Below are 15848 nucleotides of genomic sequence, written 5' to 3'. Positions count from 1 at the left end.
CCCAGCGACACGGACGCCGCCTAACCATGATCCACGCCCTCATCCAAGCCCTCGGATCCTGGATCGATGAATCCGCCCTCCTCGGCCCCCTCGGCGTCTTCCGCTACGTCGAGTTCCGCGCCCTGCTCGCCATCATCCTCTCCTTCACCATCGTCATCGCCTTCGGCGAACGCACCATCCGCTGGCTCGTCGCCCAGAAAATCCAGGACAACCCCGAGTTCCACAACGCCGACCTCAACGAGGTCATGAAACACAAACGATCCACCCCCACCATGGGCGGGATCCTCATCTCAGGAGCCATCCTTGCCACCACCCTCCTCCTCGCCGACCTCACCTCCTTCTACGTCCAGATGGGCCTCATCTGCCTCATCTGGCTCTTCCTCCTCGGACTCGCCGACGACTGGCTCAAACTCACCACCGCCCGCCGCAAACCCGGCACCCGCGACGGCCTCCACTCCTGGGAAAAACTCCTCTTCCAGATCGCCATCGCCGTCATCCTCGGCCTCTTCATCCACCACCACGGCGCCAACAAGTTCGGCGGCCTCGCCGACTACGACTACGCCGCCACCATGTCCCACTCCCTCACCCTCCCCTTCTTCAAAACCTGGACCTGGGACGGCACCACCTTTGTCCCCGCTGAAACCCTCATCGTCCTCGGCACCATCCCCTTCGTCGCCATCGCCGTCCTCGTCATCGTTGGCATGTCCAACGCCGTTAACCTCTCCGACGGCATGGACGGACTCGCCTCAGGCGTCATGGTCATCGTCGCCTTCGCATTCATGGTCCTCTGCCTCATCGCCGGCTTCACCCTCAACGACTTCGTCCTCGCCAAATACCTCCTCGTCCCCTACATCCCCCTCTCCGACGAACTCGCCGTCCTCGCCGGCTCCATGACAGGCGGCTGCCTCGGCTTCCTCTGGTTCAATTGCCACCCCGCCCGCGTCTTCATGGGCGACTCCGGCTCCCTGCCCCTGGGCGGCCTCATCGGCTTCATCGCCGTCGTTATCCGACAAGAATTCCTCCTGCTCCTCATCGGCGGCATCTTCGTCCTCGAAGCTCTCTCCGTCATCCTGCAGGTTGGCTACTACAAACTCACAGGCGGCAAACGCATCTTCCGCTGCGCCCCCATCCACCACCACTTCCACCTCGGCGGCTGGACCGAACAACAAACCGTCATCCGCTTCTGGCTCACCACCGCCCTACTCGTCGCCATTGCGCTGGCCACGATCAAAATTCGCTAACGGCCCAGCTAGGAGCTCACATACCCCAGTGAATGGTGAGCCGGGCCGTGTCGGCCCGCTTCCATGATGGATTCAAAGCCCACGACGCACCGGTCTTAGGAGCCACTTGGTTAGTAGCGCAGCCAGCACCAACAACCCACAAGCCGCTAACCCACGCATGAATGCAACGAATGGGGCAAAAGCAAGGTTGCCCGTGTCACGCAACGCAACCAACGCCTTCTCCTCATCGCTACGCGAAGCCGCGTGGCGTAGTACCCATTTTACATGGATGCTCTGGGTTGTTGATTCCCACACAAGAGCAAACAACGCGAGCATCACAATCAAAAGAAAAAGCCTTCTTGCATCAACGACACGATGACGAAAAACCAAAACGTAAGCCACGCCAATCAATGGCGCGACCACATACTGCAGGCCTATCGTGGCGCAGTACCAATGATTTAATGCTGCTTGATCCCACGCTTGCTGGAATGTCATTGATACTGCTTCGTGCCTGCTGTGTGATTAACTATTCAAGAGACGATTGTTCCTCACCCTCCAACACCACCACCCGCTCCCCAGCCCCCACATCCAACCCTGTCACCACCCAAGTCCCGTCCACCAACGCCCCCTTCACCCGCACCCCTGCGTCCCCCTTCGGCCCCTCAATCACATAACGCAGCTCCGCCACCCCGGCCGCCTCATCCACCGACCCCTGAATCAGCCACCCCGTCTCGATCGGCTCGCCCACCAGATCCACCACCTCCGCCGACGCCCGCACCCGCTCCAGCGACATCGCCGTCACCTCCGCCTCCCACAACGCGCGCCCCGCATACAGCACCCCGATCACCAGCCCCAACACCGTCGCCAGCAACGGCACCCCCACCAGCACCGGGATGAACCAGCGCTTGTTCTGATCCCACCACGCCTGCTGCGCCGCCTTGACCGCCAGATCACTCGGTTCCACGGATGGACTGCTCACATCAAACCCTTCATTCAGATCTGCTCAACCATCAACCCCAGAGTGCATTCCGTACCCCGGCTCCTGCTCCGCCAGAATCGCCGCCTCCGCCGCCAGCATCTCCGCCCACCTCGTCGCCACCGCCTCATCATTCACCCCAGGCAGCCGCTGCGCCAGATTCAAAAACGTCCGATAGTGCCCATGCTCACTCGCCCACAGGTCCCGGTACAAACCCGCCAACTCCTCATCCGTCGCCACCTCTGCCAGCACCGCAAAACGCTCGCAGCTCCGCACCTCAATCAGCGCCGAAACCAGCAACCGATCCATAATCAATTCAATCCGACCACCCGGCCCCTTCCGAATCAGATCCCGCAGCCCACCAGCGTACGGATTCCGGTGCCCCTTGCTGAACACCCCACCCCGACCATGCAGTAGCCGCAAAACCGTCTGCAGATGCTCAATCTCCTCCCGAGCCACCGCCGTCATCTGCTGAACCCACGCCTCAGGCGGCACCGGTGCCGGCCACTGATTCAACAACTCCATCGCGTTCAACGCCGCCTTCTTCTCCAGATGCGCATGATCATTCAAAAGCGCCACCGGATCACCCAGCACCCGCTCCGCCCAGCCGGCAGCCGTCCGGCTCAGCAACGGCATCTCAATCTCGCGAACCTCGATCACCATCGACACACTCCTGGCCGATCGAACGACTCCGGACATTCCCCCAACCTTACCCCTTTTCCTCAACCCGTCACCCCAGACAAACGATCAATAATAGACCCATGACCCACGACCCCTGGCAAACTCACGCCGTCGATACCGCCGAACTCGGCCGCGACCGCTGTTTGTCCCGGGAATGGCTCCTCACCAACGCCCAAGGCGGCTTCGCCATGGGAACCCTCGCCGGCTGCAACACCCGCCGATACCACGGCTTACTGATCGCAGCCACCACCCCACCCGTCGGCCGCATCCTCGCCCTCAGCCAGACCCTCGAACAACTCCAGATCCCCGAGCTCGTCGGCACCAACGGCTCCTCCCGAACCACCTTACGGACCCTTGAGTTCGCCACCTGCCAGTTCCGCTCCCTCGACACCGGCCAGCCCGTCTTCTCCCCCAACGGCATCGACCACCTCGTCCGCTTCGAAAAAGGCCTCTCCGTCGTCTGGGAATACCACATCGGCCACGCCGCCGGCTCCGCCGAAGGCATCCGCTTCACCCGCGAGCTCACCCTCCACCACAACGCCTCCGCCATCACCCTCCGCTACCGCATCAACGGCCTCCAGCACACACCCGAAGGCGCCGCCCTCCGCATCCGACCCATGGTCGCCCTCCGCGACTTCCACCACCTCCTCCGCGAACACGAGTCCCCCACCCTCGACCTCCAGATCGCTCAGAACGAACTCAGCATCGCCGCCGACGATCACCTCCACCTCACCCTCCGCACCGATCAGGCCCCCTTCCAGCCCGATCCCACATGGTGGCACAACGTCCGATATCCCCTCGAAGCTGAGCGCGGACAGGACGACCGCGAAGACCTCTTCGTCCCCGGCGCTTTCGAAGCCAACCTCCCCCCCGCCGAAGACCATGACCTCACCCTCACCGCCTCCCTCTCAACCGACCCCAACACCCCCGCCGCCGAACCCCAGAGCGCCAACCCCCACCAACGCGGCCTCGTCGCCATCGCCGAGAAACTCCCCATCCCCGAGCAGGCCGACCCCGATCGCCAGCTCCGCCACACCCTCGCCATCGCCGCCGCCGACTTCACCGTCCGCCGCGAATCTCAGGGCCGGCAACTGACCACACTCATCGCAGGCTACCCCTGGTTCGCCGACTGGGGCCGCGACACCTTCATCGCACTACCCGGCCTGCTCCTGACGACTGGCCGCTTGACCGAAGCCCGCGACACCCTCGCCGCCTTCGCCCAGCACCGAGCCAACGGCCTCATCCCCAACCGCTTCGACGACCGTGACGGATCCCTCGCCCACTACAACACCGCCGACGCCTCCCTCTGGTTCATCCACGCCGCCCTCGAGTACGCCGAACGTTCCGCCGACACCGAATCCCTCACCACCTGGCTCGCCGACGCCTGCCTCGACATCATCGATCACCACGTCCGCGGCACCTCGCCCCCCGAACACACCTCGGACCAACCCCTTATCGCCCTCGACGAGGACGGCCTCATCAACGCCGGCGACCCAAACACCCAGCTCACCTGGATGGACGCCGCCGCCGAAGGCACCGTATTCACCCCACGCCCCGGCAAGTGTGTCGAGATCAACGCCCTCTGGGCCTCCGTCAACGCCCGCCTCGCCCAGGTCCTCGCGAACGCACACCCCGACGCCGCCGACCGCTGCCGACACCTCGCCGAGCACGCCCACCGCTCCTTCACCAAAACCTTCTGGAACGAGCGCACCCAGGCCCTCTTCGATCACATCCACACCAACGCCGACGGCAAAACCCATCGCGACCCCACCCTCCGACCCAACCAACTCCTCGCCATTTCCCTGCCAAACGCCCCGCTCGACCCCAAACACAGCCAGGCCGTCGTAGAAACCGTCACCGACAAACTCCTCACCCCCTTCGGCCTCCGCACGCTTCCCACAGATCACCCCAACCACCATCCCCGCTACACCGGCTCACCCTACGACCGCGATAAGGCCTACCACCAGGGCACCATCTGGCCATGGCTCATCGGCCCCTACGCCGAAGCCCTCCTCCGCGCTCACGACTTCTCCTCTCCGGCCCGCGCCCGAGCCCTCGCCGCCATCACCCCCCTCCTCGATCACCTCCGCCACACCGGCACCGGCCAACTCCCCGAAATCTTCGAATCCGCCGATCCCCACCGCCCCGTCGGCTGCCCCGCCCAGGCATGGTCCGTCGCCGAGCTCCTCCGCATCCTCGAGCTCATCCATCGGCACGACCAGTAGCCCTCCGCATGAACCCCTAATTCAGATGCCAACCCCGTGGCGATCGACTCCCCATGGGTATAGTCGGTAGGTTGCACGATCCATATGATATTAGGGAGATCACCCATGCGCCCTGCGTTCTCAGCGCTCGCCACCGCCCTCTGCACCGCCCTGATCACCCCCACCGCACCCGCCGCCATCATCCAGACCGCTGAACCCTTCCTCGGCGTCACCCACTACCAGATCATCGAAGCCGCCGACGGCTCTACCGCCAGCGACGACCTCAACCTCCCCAGACCCCTCGTCGTCCACCTCGTCGAGATCGATCCCGAAGCCGAAGGCATCAGCTTCCTGATGCAACCCGGCAACGGCCGCCTCCAGGGCGAAGTCACCCGCTACACCACACCCGACTTCGTCAACACCTTCGGCGTCCAGATCGGCATCAACGGCGACTTCTACAGCGACGCCGGTAACGGACAGGCCAACGTCACCCACACCGGCGTCTCCAGAGGCTCCGGCTACTCACCCAACTGGTACACCGGCCAACCCATCTTCAACATCGACGCCAATAACAACGCCGCCGCCCTCTCCGCCGCTACACCCGGCGCCTACGACACCCTCGAAGGCATCCCCCTCTACAACGCTATAGGCGGCAACCAACGCATCCTCACCAACGGAGCCATCACCGCACCCAACGACAGCTACACCAACGCACTCAACCCGCACACCGCACTCGGCGTCGCACCCGACGGCCGCATCATGCTCATGACCGTCGATGGCCGACAAGGCGACTTCTCCTCCGGCATGCGCACCACCGAGATGGCCGAACTCTTCCTCCACTTCGGCATCAACAACGCCATCAACATCGATGGCGGCGGCTCAACCACCCTCGCCTTCGACGACTCCGACGACAACATCGCCAACGCCCGCGTCATCAACAGCCCCTCCGACGGCTCCTCGCTCCTGCGCCCAGGCAACCCCCGACTCGTTGCCAACAACCTCGGCGTCTTCGCCACACCCAACCCCAACTACACCCCGCTGCCCGAGCCACCCCGCCCGCTCGCACCCAACCCCATCGACACCCTCTCCGAACTCACCATCATCGACGACTTCAACACCTCGAAAGGCCGCTTCAGCTCCACCCGAGGCGTAGCAGGCAAAAACAACGTCGCCGCCATTACCACCGCACTCGATGCCAGCAACCCCCAGGCCGGCGACAACGCCCTCCGCATCGACATCACCAACACCAACGCCGATCCCGCGCGAATGCAGTTCCGCTACCCCTCAGGCGGCACCCAACCCAACAACAACACCATCGACGGCAAAGCCCTCGCACCCACCGGCTACGTCGGCCTCTTCATCCGACGCGATCCCGGCGCCGAACCCCTCTTCGTCAGCATGCTCCTCGACGACGGCAGCCCCACCGTCAACGGACGCGAGCAGGCCACCTTCCTGCCGATCATCGCCGACGGCCAATGGCACCTCTACCAGTGGAACCTCGAAAACGACGACCACTGGACACCCGATGACAACGGCGACGGCGACATCGATGGAGCCAACACCTTCATCGATTCCCTCTACTTCTCCTCCGCCCCCGACACCACCGGCGGCACCAACTGGTCCGGCACCCTCTACATCGACACCGTCGCCCACAATCCCAACGGCGACCTATCGTCACTCATCATCCCCGAGCCCTCCGCCGCCGCAGCCATGAGCATCTTCCTCGCCACGCTCACCACGCGACGCACAACCATCGATTAACCGGAGCAACCATGCCCTACGTCAACGTCAGAATCACCAGAGACGGCGTCTCCGCAGAACAGAAAGCCGAACTCGTCAAACCCATCACCGCCGCACTGGTGGACGTCCTGGGCAAGAAACCCGAGCACACCCACATCGTCATCGACGAGGTCGATCCCGAGAACTGGGGCTTCGCCGGCATGCTCACCACCGAATACCGCAAGCAGAACGACTAGCCGCCACGCCCCATCACCCACGGCTCAACAACCGCCACCAACGCAATCACCATCAACAGGCCATAGGCCACCCGCCGCAGACCCTCCTGTGACAGCTTGCGACCGATGCGATCGCCGACGACATCCGCCGTCGCAGCCGCCGGAAAACAGGCCATCCCCACAAAAAACGCCCACGCCACATCCCACCCGAAACGCCACGTCAGCACCACCGCTGCCACCGGGGAGAACACCAAAAACAACCCCCACAACGTCGCCCTCGCCCGCTCCGCCGGCCAGTCATGTGCCATCACCCACAAGGCCGCCAGCGGCCCGCTCATCCCCACCAACCCGCCCGTCACCCCACTCCCCAATCCCGCCAGAACCGTCCACCGGTAAGCAAGATGCTTGCGCGGCCGAACCTTCGCCAGCCACATCGTCAGCACAGCCGCACCCAGAAACAAACCAACCGCCTGCTTGATCCGCCACGGCTCCCAAACCATCAACTGCATCAGCAACCACACCCCCACCGGTAATCCCAGCAACCGCCACCACGAGATCGACCACACATCCGACCACCGATAGTCCGCCCGCCGTCGCCAACAACCCTGCCCCGTCGCAATCACCACGCCCCCCAAAAGCGCGCCGATCGCCAACGGCAATTCCATCCCCGCCCACACAAGAATCGGCACCACCACCAGCCCTGAACCGAAGCCCGCTATGCCCTGCAAAAAGAAACCCAACGCATGGGCCAGCAGGATCCATAAAACCTCAGACACACTCATCCGCCGAGCATAGCCGATCAACGTGCGCACACACCCGACACCCCAACCACCTGGGGAGAACCGCAATGCGCACGACCGCAGCAAAGAGCTATAGCCGCGTCATCCGCCACACCGCCCGGTACAAACCCGCCACACCCTCCCTTTCCACCACCCGAGGCGGGTACGCCGCATTCAACGGCTGCAAACGAACCAGCTTCCCACCCTCATCGAAAAACACCCGCTTGAACGTCGTGTCGTGGTCAGGCTCCAAACGCACAAAGCAGTCGCACCCATCCACGACATCCGCCTCAGGCGAAAACACCACCACATCTCCCTCCCGGTATGCAGGCTCCATCGAATCCCCCACCACCCGCGCCGCAAACGCATCTCGGTCACGCAGATCAGGACAGTGCACATACTCATCCGCCACCCGCGCCGGAAAATCCAGATCCGTAAACGCCGCCGGATACCCAGCCGGCACCCGATTAATCACAGGCACCCGACTCCCCATCGCCTCGGCCAACAACCGCAGCGTCTCGTCGCGGTCGGCAGCCTCACCACCAGCTTCCGCCACCCCATCCGCATGCCGTGCCTCCCCAAGCTCACCCGACCGATACATCGCATCAAGATCCACAAAACACGCCCCGCCGAGGTCATCCCCTGTGCCAGGCTCCGATTCACCCGCGCCCGAACGAAGTCGCCGAGCCAGCCGCTGCGACACCGCCCAGCCAGCACGCAAACGATCAACCTCCCTGCGGATCGCGTCGGGCGTCGTCGCCCAGTCCGCCGCACGATGCAGGGAGCCATCACTCACACCCAAGCCGGCCGCCAACCCGTTCACCACCTCATCGCTAGGCGTACCGACGCGCTCATTCTCAATCAATGAGAGATACCCCTTCGTCACACCACACCGCTCCGCCAACGCATCAAGCGTCAAACCCCGCCGCCGACGTAGACGCCGCACGAGCTCCCCGAAACGCTCTCGTGACGATTCAGTACCTGCCGCAGACATCCCAGACTCCCTGTATGAACAACCTTAACTCAAGGTAAAGCAAAATAATGATAAATAACAATGAATAAGGTAGATCGACCGTTTCGCATGGTTTAATAATCTCTATACAAAGGGTTGACAACCTGCCGGACACACTTAGAATACCAAACATTTACCAAACTTCAAGGGCAGAGACATGACGCATTCCGACCCCATCACCCGAGCCACCCAGAAAAACCTGAGCGCCCGTGTCAGCCAGCGATCACACGCCGAACGCGTCCTCCGGCTCGCACCACTCCTGCCCAGCGACGAACGCCTCCTCCTCGAGCAGGTTTACCGCCACGGCCTCTCCATCGCCGACCTCGCTCGCCTCACCGGCCTGCCCCCGCGCACCCTTCAGCGGCGCATCCGAAACATCGTCAAACGCCTGAATTCCGACCTTTTCCGCTTCGTCGCCGCCCAGGAAGACATCCTCCCCAGAACCGTCCGACCCACCGCCCGACGCGTCGCCATACACGGCCGCAGCCTCCGAGCCGCCGCCCGCGAATCCGGCCTCACCCTCCACCGTGTCCGCGAGCACATGCGCATCGTTCAGGCCCTCGCCAGACTCTAACCACCCGCATCAAGGTTACACCCAGGCGACCCCCACGCCGCGATCGTGCGCACAAAGCAAACGCCACGACTCCAGGCAGATCAGCACCAGCCATCACGCGCATATCGACGCTCGGAGTTTCACTGTTGTTAAACAACATCACCGTCGAAATCAGCCCGGACCTCTCCCCGCAGCCCGCGATCGGCCGCCTCGCCGCCGAAGCCGCCGCCTGCTTCGGCCTCGACGCCGAACACCCCCAGCCGCCGCCCCTCTTCCAGCCCTTCACCCTCTCCCTCCGCCCGTACGAGCTCATCTTCCTCACCGGCCCCTCAGGCACCGGCAAGTCCACACTCCTCCGCACCCTCGAACAGGCTCTCATCCCAACCCACCTCCAACCCGACCAGCACATCCGCCTCGACGCCCTCCCGCCCTGGCCAAACCGCCCCATCGCCGAAGGCTTCCCCACGCCTCTACCCAACGATCTCGACGCCACCACCCGATGGATGAGCCTCGCCGGACTCGCCGAAGCCCCCCTCCTGCTCCGCCAGCCCCGGCACCTCTCACAGGGACAACACTTCCGACTTCAACTCGCGCAAGCCCTCGCACTCGCCGAGCATCAGATCGCCCAACAGCCCAAGATCGCGCCAGTTGTCATCGCCGACGAGTTCGCCGCCCCACTCGACCGCCTCACCGCCGCCAACATCGCCAGAACCCTTCGCCGCTGGGTTAACCAAACCCCCTGCGCTTTCATCGCCGCCACCACCCATGACGACCTCCTCGAACCCCTCAACCCCAACACCCTCATCGAACTCACCCCAGCAGGCGAAACCAGAATCCACACAAGATGACCGCCCCAAGCCCAACCACCCGCTCACTGTCCCGACGCTACCGCCAACTCCCCCCGACCGATCAGCGCGCACCCGAAGAGGACATCACCATCACGACAGGCCGCTGGTCCGATCTCCGCCAGCTCGCCCCCTTCCACTACCTCGCCGACAAACCCGCCACCGCCACCCGCATCCTCACCGCCTCGACCACCCTGCCCACCGCAACCGATCGCTGGCTCAACCACAAACCCCAGCCAACCGCCGTCGCCGTGCTCACCGAATCCCTCCCCGCCCTCTCCTGCCACCTCCGCGACCACGCCCTCGACAACCGCTACGGCACCTGGCTGCCACCCGCCGAACGCGCCAAACTCCTCAACCAGGAAGTCCGTTGCATCAGCCGCGTTATCGTCCACCCACAGTTCCGAGGCCTCGGCCTCGCCGTTCGACTCGTCCGCCACGCCCTCGCCACCGCCACCACCCCCATCACCGAAGCCCTCGCCGCCATGGGACGCATCAATCCCTTCTTCGCCCGCGCCGGCATGACCGCCTACCGCCGTCCGCCCCTGCCCTGCGATCAGCGCCTGCTCGACGCCCTCGCAACAACAGGCTTCGTGCGCACCGACCTGGCCCACCCCGCACGGTTGTGGCAAACCATCCAAGAGCGCCCAACGCAACAGCAGACATGGCTCACGCGCGAGATAGCACGCTGGTACCAGCACAACGCCGGCCGCTCCGGCCGCCGAACGACTGACCCGCTCGCCCAACTCCACGCCGCGCGCACCCGCGTCCTCCTCGAGCCCGTCTACTTCGTCCACCTCAACCACAACCATCACGAGCACCAACATGCCAGCAAGCCTCCCAGCCAACCAGCACCAGGAGATCCACCACCTCCCGCTTAATGCCCTCGAAGCACACCCGCTCAACAGCAACGTCATGCGTCAACGCATGATCGACCTCCTCGCCCGGCACATCCGCGAAACCAACCAGTACCCACCCATCATCGTCAGGCCGCTTGCGCCCGACACCGACAAACCCGCCGAAACCCAGCGCTACCAGATCCTCGACGGCCACCATCGCATCGCCGTGCTCCGCCAGCTCGAACACCCCACCGCACAGTGCGTCATCTGGCACGTCGACGACGCCCGCGCCCTCATCCTCCTCGCCACCCTCAACCAGCTCCGCGGCGCCGACAACCCCAAACGCCGAGGCGAACTCCTCGCCGAACTCACCCAGCACATCCCCCTCCCGGAGATCTCGCCCCTCCTGCCCGAGGACCGCTCCGTCGCCGAACGCCTGATCGAACTCACCCACAAAGCCCCCGCCCTCAAACCCCCCATCCATCCCGATGCCCAACCGGTCGCCGTCCACTTCTTCCTCACCCCCACCAACCGACAGAAGCTCGAAGCCGCTCTCCGCGAACACCCCGGACCACGAAGCGACGCACTCATCGCAATCGTCGAACGCGCGACCCAGGCCGCGCACAACAAGGACTGACCCATGCCGAAACTCTCCAACCTCCGCGCCCGCGCCCTCCTCGCCGACCTCATCCGCGCCGAGACCGACTGGGTCGGCATCGCCGAGAAGCACAAGCTCTCAACCGCCCAACTCGCCGAGTGGGCCTCCCGCGACAAAACCGTCACCACCCTCACCGCCCTCTGCTCCCTCGCCGACCTCCAGACCCAGCTCCTCCTCGGCCGCTGCCGACTCATGGCCGCCTCACGCCTGCTCACCCTCGCCTCCGCCGAAGAACCCACCTCCGCCGAAACCGCACGCAAAGCCTGCGTCGACCTCCTCAAACTCGATCGACACACCCCACCCCCCGACCAGCCAGCCGAAACCAGCAACCCCGACGACACCCCCGTCGACCTCCGCCAACTCCTCTACGAAGCAGTCACCGACCAACCCGCCGACACCGAGACCATCGCCGATGCCTGATGCCTCCAGAACGCTCGCACGCAGACCCGGTGCCCGCCTCCGACTCATCCAGACCGCCTGCCCTCACACACCCCATCAACTCCACCGCTTCGTCCACCTCGGCCTTGGCGTCAACATCACCCGCCAACCACTCCTCGACGACTCCAACGCCCCCTTCGACTACCTCGCCGCCAGCTTCTTCGCCGACCACCACCCCGCCAACCAACTCCCGCCCAACCTCCACAACCTCCCCGCCGACCTCGTCGTCTGGGCCTCACGAGGCAGCGGCAAAACCATGCTCGGCGCGATCGCCACCCTGCTCGACCTCCTCTTCAAACAAGGCATACAGCTCCGCATCCTTGGCGGGTCGCTCGACCAATCGCTCCGCATGCACGAGCACCTACTCCGACTCCTCCACGCCCCGCTCCTCCACGACACCCAACCCGGCTCCGACAACGCCATCCTTGCCACCGCACCCACCCAACGCAGCCTCACCTTGTCCAACGGCTCCAGAGTCGAACTCCTCGCTCAATCCCACCGCTCCATCCGTGGTACCCGCGTCCATCGACTCCGCTGCGACGAAGTCGACGAGTTCCAAACCGACATCTGGCAGGCCGCCCAGCTCACCACACGCTCCGGCACCTGTGGCGACTGGCAGGTCCGCGGGTCCGTCCACGCCCTCTCGACCGCCCACCGACCCTCCGGCCTCATGGCCACCCTCACCGGACAACACACCGGCCCCGATCAACCCCAGGCCGATACCACCACCCGACGCATCCTCCGCTGGACCACACTCGACGTCGCCGCGCAGTGCCCACCCGACAAACCCTGCGATCCCTGCCCACTCCAACCCGAATGCCAGGGCCAAGCCAAACACGCCAACGGCTTCATCCCCATCGACGACCTCATCCAGCTCCGCGCCCGAACCTCCGAGAACACCTGGCAGTCCGAGATGCTCTGCGAACGCCCCACCATCGAAGACGCCGTCTACCCCTCCTTCGACCCCGCCAGACACGTCCTCGTCATGCACCTCGAACCCGAACAGGCAGCCGACACCAACCCCCCCTGTCTCCTCGCCGGGATGGACTTCGGCCTCCGCTCACCCACCGCCTTCATCTGGGCCCGCCAATACCAATCCGTGACCGGCCTCCCACACCTCCACATCATCGATGAGTACCGCCGAACCGATCTCACCCTCGATCAGCACATCGACCGCATCCTCGCCCGCGGCCACGCCAACCCCAAGTGGCTCGCCGTTGATCCCGCCGGCTCCGCACGCAACGCCCAGACCGGACGCTCCGATATCCAGCGACTCCGCGATCGCGGTTTCCGCATCCGCTCCCGCCGTCACCCGCTCCGCGACGGCATCGAGCGCGTCCGCACCTACCTCGACCGCAACCGCCTCACCATCGACCCCCGCTGCGAGCACCTCATCCACGCCCTCCAGACCTACCACTTCGACCACCGCGCCCCCCACACCGATACTCCCGTCAAAGACGGACCCGACCACCTCGCCGACGCCCTCCGCTACCTCATCGTCAATCTCGACCTCAACTCACACGCCACCAAAATCCGCTTCTACTGAATCCGCGCTAACCCTCAACCAGTCACCCGCTTCCACACCTACGGCTTAACCCCTAACCCCATCCATCCGACATCATCCCTAAGCAGCAACACAACGCGCGAGGGAGATCACCGTGCCGGACACCTGGGTCACCATCACCGAAGCCGCCCAAGCCCTCAACGTCAGCACCTCTACCATCCGACGACGCATCGCCCGAGCCATGCTCGAAGCCCGCGTCGATGCCCACGGCCGCAAACAGGTCCGAATCCCCTCAGCCATCGCCCCCGAACCCCAACAAGACTCTCCACCAGACCACCGAACCACAGATACACAGCCAAAGCCCCACAGCCCCACCAACTCCCCCGAGCAAGCCATCCAGGCCCTCTACGACCCCGATCAACCACGCACCTTCGCGCCAGGCGACCTCCTCGCCAACACCGCGCCCACCGGCGACAATGAATCCGAAGCCCACCGCTACCAGCGACTCGCCGGGGCCGCCATCGTCCTCGCCCAGCGACAAACCGACGAAGCCCACGACAAGCTCGAACGACTCGACGACCAACACCGTCGACTCCGCAAACTCACCTTCACCAGCTGGGCCATCTTCGCCGCCCTCCTCCTGCTCACCCTCTCTATCAGCTGGTCCCAAGCCGCCCGCGCCGGCGCCGCCGAGCAGGAAAACGCCATCCTCACCCGCGCCCTCCAGCAAACGCCGGCTCAAACCACCGACCAAATCACCCGAATCACCCAACTCGAAAACCAGATACGCCAACTCCGACAGAACACCCTCACGGCCGTACCCACCCCATGACTTTCCTTCGGCGTGCCACGACGCTTCTACAGTCGTGCCCAATCACCCACGTCTTGGGTGGCTGTGGGCAGTCCGCTGCCCACAGAGCCAACAGCTTCGATGACTTCACGCCTGGTGCCACGATGCTGACAACAGGATAGGTCGTGACCAACGAACGCTGGCAAGTGCGCACGCCTCATTAAACAAAATCCGTTCGAGCCGCGGTGGGTCACCGCAGCTGTGCTCTCTGCCGCCTGACACCGTCTGTCAGTCCCTCCAACTCACCCCGGCTCCGCAAAAACCACCGGCCCTTTATCCGGCACCAGCCCCGCACCAACACCCTCCTCAATCAGACGCGTCACCGCAGCACGACCCCGCTCGCCATAATCCAGCGTCCACTGATTCACATACATCCCCACAAACCGATCCGCCAGATCACTCTCCATCCCCCGCGCCCACTGCAACGCAAACCCCACACTCTCCTCCCGATGAGCCAGCGCCCACTCGATCGAGTCCAGCAGGACCCGACACAAGGGTCCCACCTGATCCCCAAGGTCCTTCCGAATCGCATTACCCCCCAACGGCAAGGGCAGCCCACGCGTCTGCGTCCACCAGACACCCAGGTCCTCCACCAGCTTCAAACCCTGCTGCTCGTACGTCAGCTGCCCCTCGTGGATCAACAGCCCCGCATCCGCCCGCCCCGACAGCACCGCCTCCGGAATCTCATCAAACGCTACGACCGACCAGTCCACGTCCTTCGCGCTCATCCCCGCCTCAGCCAGACGCAACTGCATCGACAGCCACGCACTCGTCCGAATCCCCGGGATCGCCAGCCGCTTGCCCTTGAGCCACTTGAGCCCAGCCGCCCCACCATCACCCCCCTGCTGCCTTCCGGGGGCGGTTGCCTCTCCCTCCGCCTTCGCCACCACGATCGGACCATACCCATCCCCCATCGACGACCCGCAGCTCGTCAGCACATACCGATCCGCGACATACGGAAACTGATGAATCGACAGCGCCGTCACCTCCAGCTCGCCCCGCTCCGAACGCTGGTTCAACGACTCGATGTCCTCCATCACATGCTCAAACCCAAACCCCCGCGTATCGATCTGCGGCCGATGCACCACCCCGTTCGGACCCGTGAAGTTCGCCAGTGGGTACCACATGAACGCATCATCGGGATCAGGCGAGTGACCAATCCGAACCAGCATCTCTTCCGTCTGAACCAAAACCAGCTCCTTCACAATCGTGGAGACAAGTCTAGGCGATCCCCCCGCCCCAAACCTCACCCAACCGCAGCAAGCCGGGCCGCGTCGGCCCCCGCAGGTTCAACGGAGAGCATCAACAAATTTACGAAGATCAAGAAATGAACG

The 15848-nt window shown here is 64.4% G+C and carries 17 protein-coding genes; 11 read left to right on the top strand and 6 right to left on the bottom strand.

Annotated elements, in window-relative coordinates; translation table 11 throughout:
• The first annotated feature begins 26 nt into the window (after window positions 1-26).
• Window positions 27-1241, top strand: a complete 1215-nt coding sequence (gene mraY, locus ACQZAB_RS04785) for a phospho-N-acetylmuramoyl-pentapeptide-transferase (RefSeq protein ID WP_428387569.1) — start codon at window positions 27-29, stop codon at window positions 1239-1241.
• Window positions 1242-1313: 72 nt separating this feature from the next.
• Here mraY and ACQZAB_RS04780 read toward each other — a convergent pair whose 3' ends face one another.
• From ACQZAB_RS04780 to miaE, 3 genes are read right to left on the bottom strand one after another with little or no spacing between them, the layout of a single operon-like run.
• Complete coding sequence (locus ACQZAB_RS04780; protein WP_428387566.1) at window positions 1314-1715, bottom strand: hypothetical protein; 402 nt, start codon at window positions 1713-1715, stop codon at window positions 1314-1316.
• Between the two features lie 31 nt (window positions 1716-1746).
• Window positions 1747-2199 carry a cytochrome c oxidase assembly factor Coa1 family protein gene (locus ACQZAB_RS04775; protein ID WP_428387564.1) on the bottom strand — a complete coding sequence of 151 codons (453 nt, stop codon included), beginning with the start codon at window positions 2197-2199 and terminating at the stop codon, window positions 1747-1749.
• A 24-nt stretch (window positions 2200-2223) separates the two neighbouring features.
• Entirely contained in the window at window positions 2224-2859 is a 636-nt protein-coding gene (gene miaE / locus ACQZAB_RS04770) for a tRNA isopentenyl-2-thiomethyl-A-37 hydroxylase MiaE (protein ID WP_428387562.1), read from the bottom strand.
• Between the two features lie 98 nt (window positions 2860-2957).
• Between miaE and ACQZAB_RS04765 the strand changes: the two genes are divergently transcribed.
• From ACQZAB_RS04765 to ACQZAB_RS04755, 3 genes are all read left to right on the top strand, one after another.
• Window positions 2958-5102 carry an amylo-alpha-1,6-glucosidase gene (locus ACQZAB_RS04765; RefSeq protein WP_428387560.1) on the top strand — a complete coding sequence of 715 codons (2145 nt, stop codon included), beginning with the start codon at window positions 2958-2960 and terminating at the stop codon, window positions 5100-5102.
• 105 nt (window positions 5103-5207) lie between these two features.
• Complete coding sequence (locus tag ACQZAB_RS04760; protein ID WP_428387558.1) at window positions 5208-6842, top strand: phosphodiester glycosidase family protein; 1635 nt, start codon at window positions 5208-5210, stop codon at window positions 6840-6842.
• Between the two features lie 11 nt (window positions 6843-6853).
• The gene (locus ACQZAB_RS04755) at window positions 6854-7057 is read left to right on the top strand and encodes a tautomerase family protein (RefSeq protein WP_428387556.1); all 204 of its coding nucleotides are present in this window, start codon (window positions 6854-6856) and stop codon (window positions 7055-7057) included.
• Here the strand turns inward: ACQZAB_RS04755 and ACQZAB_RS04750 are convergent.
• Entirely contained in the window at window positions 7054-7818 is a 765-nt protein-coding gene (locus tag ACQZAB_RS04750) for a sulfite exporter TauE/SafE family protein (RefSeq protein ID WP_428387554.1), read from the bottom strand. The two genes, ACQZAB_RS04755 and ACQZAB_RS04750, sit on opposite strands and share 4 nt — an antisense overlap.
• 88 nt (window positions 7819-7906) lie before the next feature.
• Window positions 7907-8809 (bottom strand): helix-turn-helix domain-containing protein, encoded by a 903-nt coding sequence (locus ACQZAB_RS04745; protein WP_428387551.1) that lies wholly within the window; start codon window positions 8807-8809, stop codon window positions 7907-7909.
• A 175-nt stretch (window positions 8810-8984) separates the two neighbouring features.
• Between ACQZAB_RS04745 and ACQZAB_RS04740 the strand changes: the two genes are divergently transcribed.
• The 7 genes from ACQZAB_RS04740 to ACQZAB_RS04710 all read left to right on the top strand — a co-directional run bounded on the left by ACQZAB_RS04740 (window position 8985) and on the right by ACQZAB_RS04710 (window position 14496).
• On the top strand, window positions 8985-9401 hold the full coding sequence (locus tag ACQZAB_RS04740) for a sigma factor-like helix-turn-helix DNA-binding protein (RefSeq protein WP_428387549.1): 417 nt from the start codon (window positions 8985-8987) through the stop codon (window positions 9399-9401).
• 125 nt (window positions 9402-9526) lie between these two features.
• Window positions 9527-10228, top strand: a complete 702-nt coding sequence (locus ACQZAB_RS04735; protein WP_428387547.1) for an ATP-binding cassette domain-containing protein — start codon at window positions 9527-9529, stop codon at window positions 10226-10228.
• On the top strand, window positions 10225-11106 hold the full coding sequence (locus tag ACQZAB_RS04730; RefSeq protein WP_428387545.1) for a hypothetical protein: 882 nt from the start codon (window positions 10225-10227) through the stop codon (window positions 11104-11106). The genes ACQZAB_RS04735 and ACQZAB_RS04730 overlap by 4 nt, the downstream gene beginning before the upstream one ends.
• On the top strand, window positions 11051-11701 hold the full coding sequence (locus ACQZAB_RS04725; RefSeq protein WP_428387543.1) for a ParB/RepB/Spo0J family partition protein: 651 nt from the start codon (window positions 11051-11053) through the stop codon (window positions 11699-11701). Before ACQZAB_RS04730 ends, ACQZAB_RS04725 begins: the two co-directional genes overlap by 56 nt.
• Before the next feature lie 3 nt (window positions 11702-11704).
• Complete coding sequence (locus ACQZAB_RS04720; RefSeq protein WP_428387541.1) at window positions 11705-12142, top strand: hypothetical protein; 438 nt, start codon at window positions 11705-11707, stop codon at window positions 12140-12142.
• Window positions 12135-13706, top strand: coding sequence for a terminase large subunit domain-containing protein (locus ACQZAB_RS04715; RefSeq protein ID WP_428387539.1), 1572 nt, complete (start codon window positions 12135-12137; stop codon window positions 13704-13706). The genes ACQZAB_RS04720 and ACQZAB_RS04715 overlap by 8 nt, the downstream gene beginning before the upstream one ends.
• 112 nt (window positions 13707-13818) lie before the next feature.
• Window positions 13819-14496 carry a hypothetical protein gene (locus ACQZAB_RS04710; protein ID WP_428387537.1) on the top strand — a complete coding sequence of 226 codons (678 nt, stop codon included), beginning with the start codon at window positions 13819-13821 and terminating at the stop codon, window positions 14494-14496.
• Between the two features lie 260 nt (window positions 14497-14756).
• Here ACQZAB_RS04710 and ACQZAB_RS04705 read toward each other — a convergent pair whose 3' ends face one another.
• Complete coding sequence (locus ACQZAB_RS04705) at window positions 14757-15704, bottom strand: MqnA/MqnD/SBP family protein (protein WP_428387535.1); 948 nt, start codon at window positions 15702-15704, stop codon at window positions 14757-14759.
• Window positions 15705-15848: the final 144 nt, after the last annotated feature.

This window comes from Mucisphaera sp., assembly GCF_965279675.1.
GTDB lineage: Bacteria > Planctomycetota > Phycisphaerae > Phycisphaerales > Phycisphaeraceae > Mucisphaera.
This window is presented reverse-complemented; position numbering and strand designations above follow the sequence as displayed.

Coding starts and splice junctions, on each gene's coding strand:
- ACQZAB_RS04730 (WP_428387545.1), top strand. CDS start 10,225: ATGACCGCCCCAAGCCCAACCACCCGCTCACTGTCCCGACGCTACCGC.
- ACQZAB_RS04765 (WP_428387560.1), top strand. CDS start 2,958: ATGACCCACGACCCCTGGCAAACTCACGCCGTCGATACCGCCGAACTC.
- ACQZAB_RS04725 (WP_428387543.1), top strand. CDS start 11,051: ATGCCAGCAAGCCTCCCAGCCAACCAGCACCAGGAGATCCACCACCTC.
- miaE (WP_428387562.1), bottom strand. CDS start 2,859: ATGGTGATCGAGGTTCGCGAGATTGAGATGCCGTTGCTGAGCCGGACG.
- mraY (WP_428387569.1), top strand. CDS start 27: ATGATCCACGCCCTCATCCAAGCCCTCGGATCCTGGATCGATGAATCC.
- ACQZAB_RS04745 (WP_428387551.1), bottom strand. CDS start 8,809: ATGTCTGCGGCAGGTACTGAATCGTCACGAGAGCGTTTCGGGGAGCTC.
- ACQZAB_RS04720 (WP_428387541.1), top strand. CDS start 11,705: ATGCCGAAACTCTCCAACCTCCGCGCCCGCGCCCTCCTCGCCGACCTC.
- ACQZAB_RS04760 (WP_428387558.1), top strand. CDS start 5,208: ATGCGCCCTGCGTTCTCAGCGCTCGCCACCGCCCTCTGCACCGCCCTG.
- ACQZAB_RS04780 (WP_428387566.1), bottom strand. CDS start 1,715: ATGACATTCCAGCAAGCGTGGGATCAAGCAGCATTAAATCATTGGTAC.
- ACQZAB_RS04755 (WP_428387556.1), top strand. CDS start 6,854: ATGCCCTACGTCAACGTCAGAATCACCAGAGACGGCGTCTCCGCAGAA.
- ACQZAB_RS04715 (WP_428387539.1), top strand. CDS start 12,135: ATGCCTGATGCCTCCAGAACGCTCGCACGCAGACCCGGTGCCCGCCTC.
- ACQZAB_RS04740 (WP_428387549.1), top strand. CDS start 8,985: ATGACGCATTCCGACCCCATCACCCGAGCCACCCAGAAAAACCTGAGC.
- ACQZAB_RS04750 (WP_428387554.1), bottom strand. CDS start 7,818: ATGAGTGTGTCTGAGGTTTTATGGATCCTGCTGGCCCATGCGTTGGGT.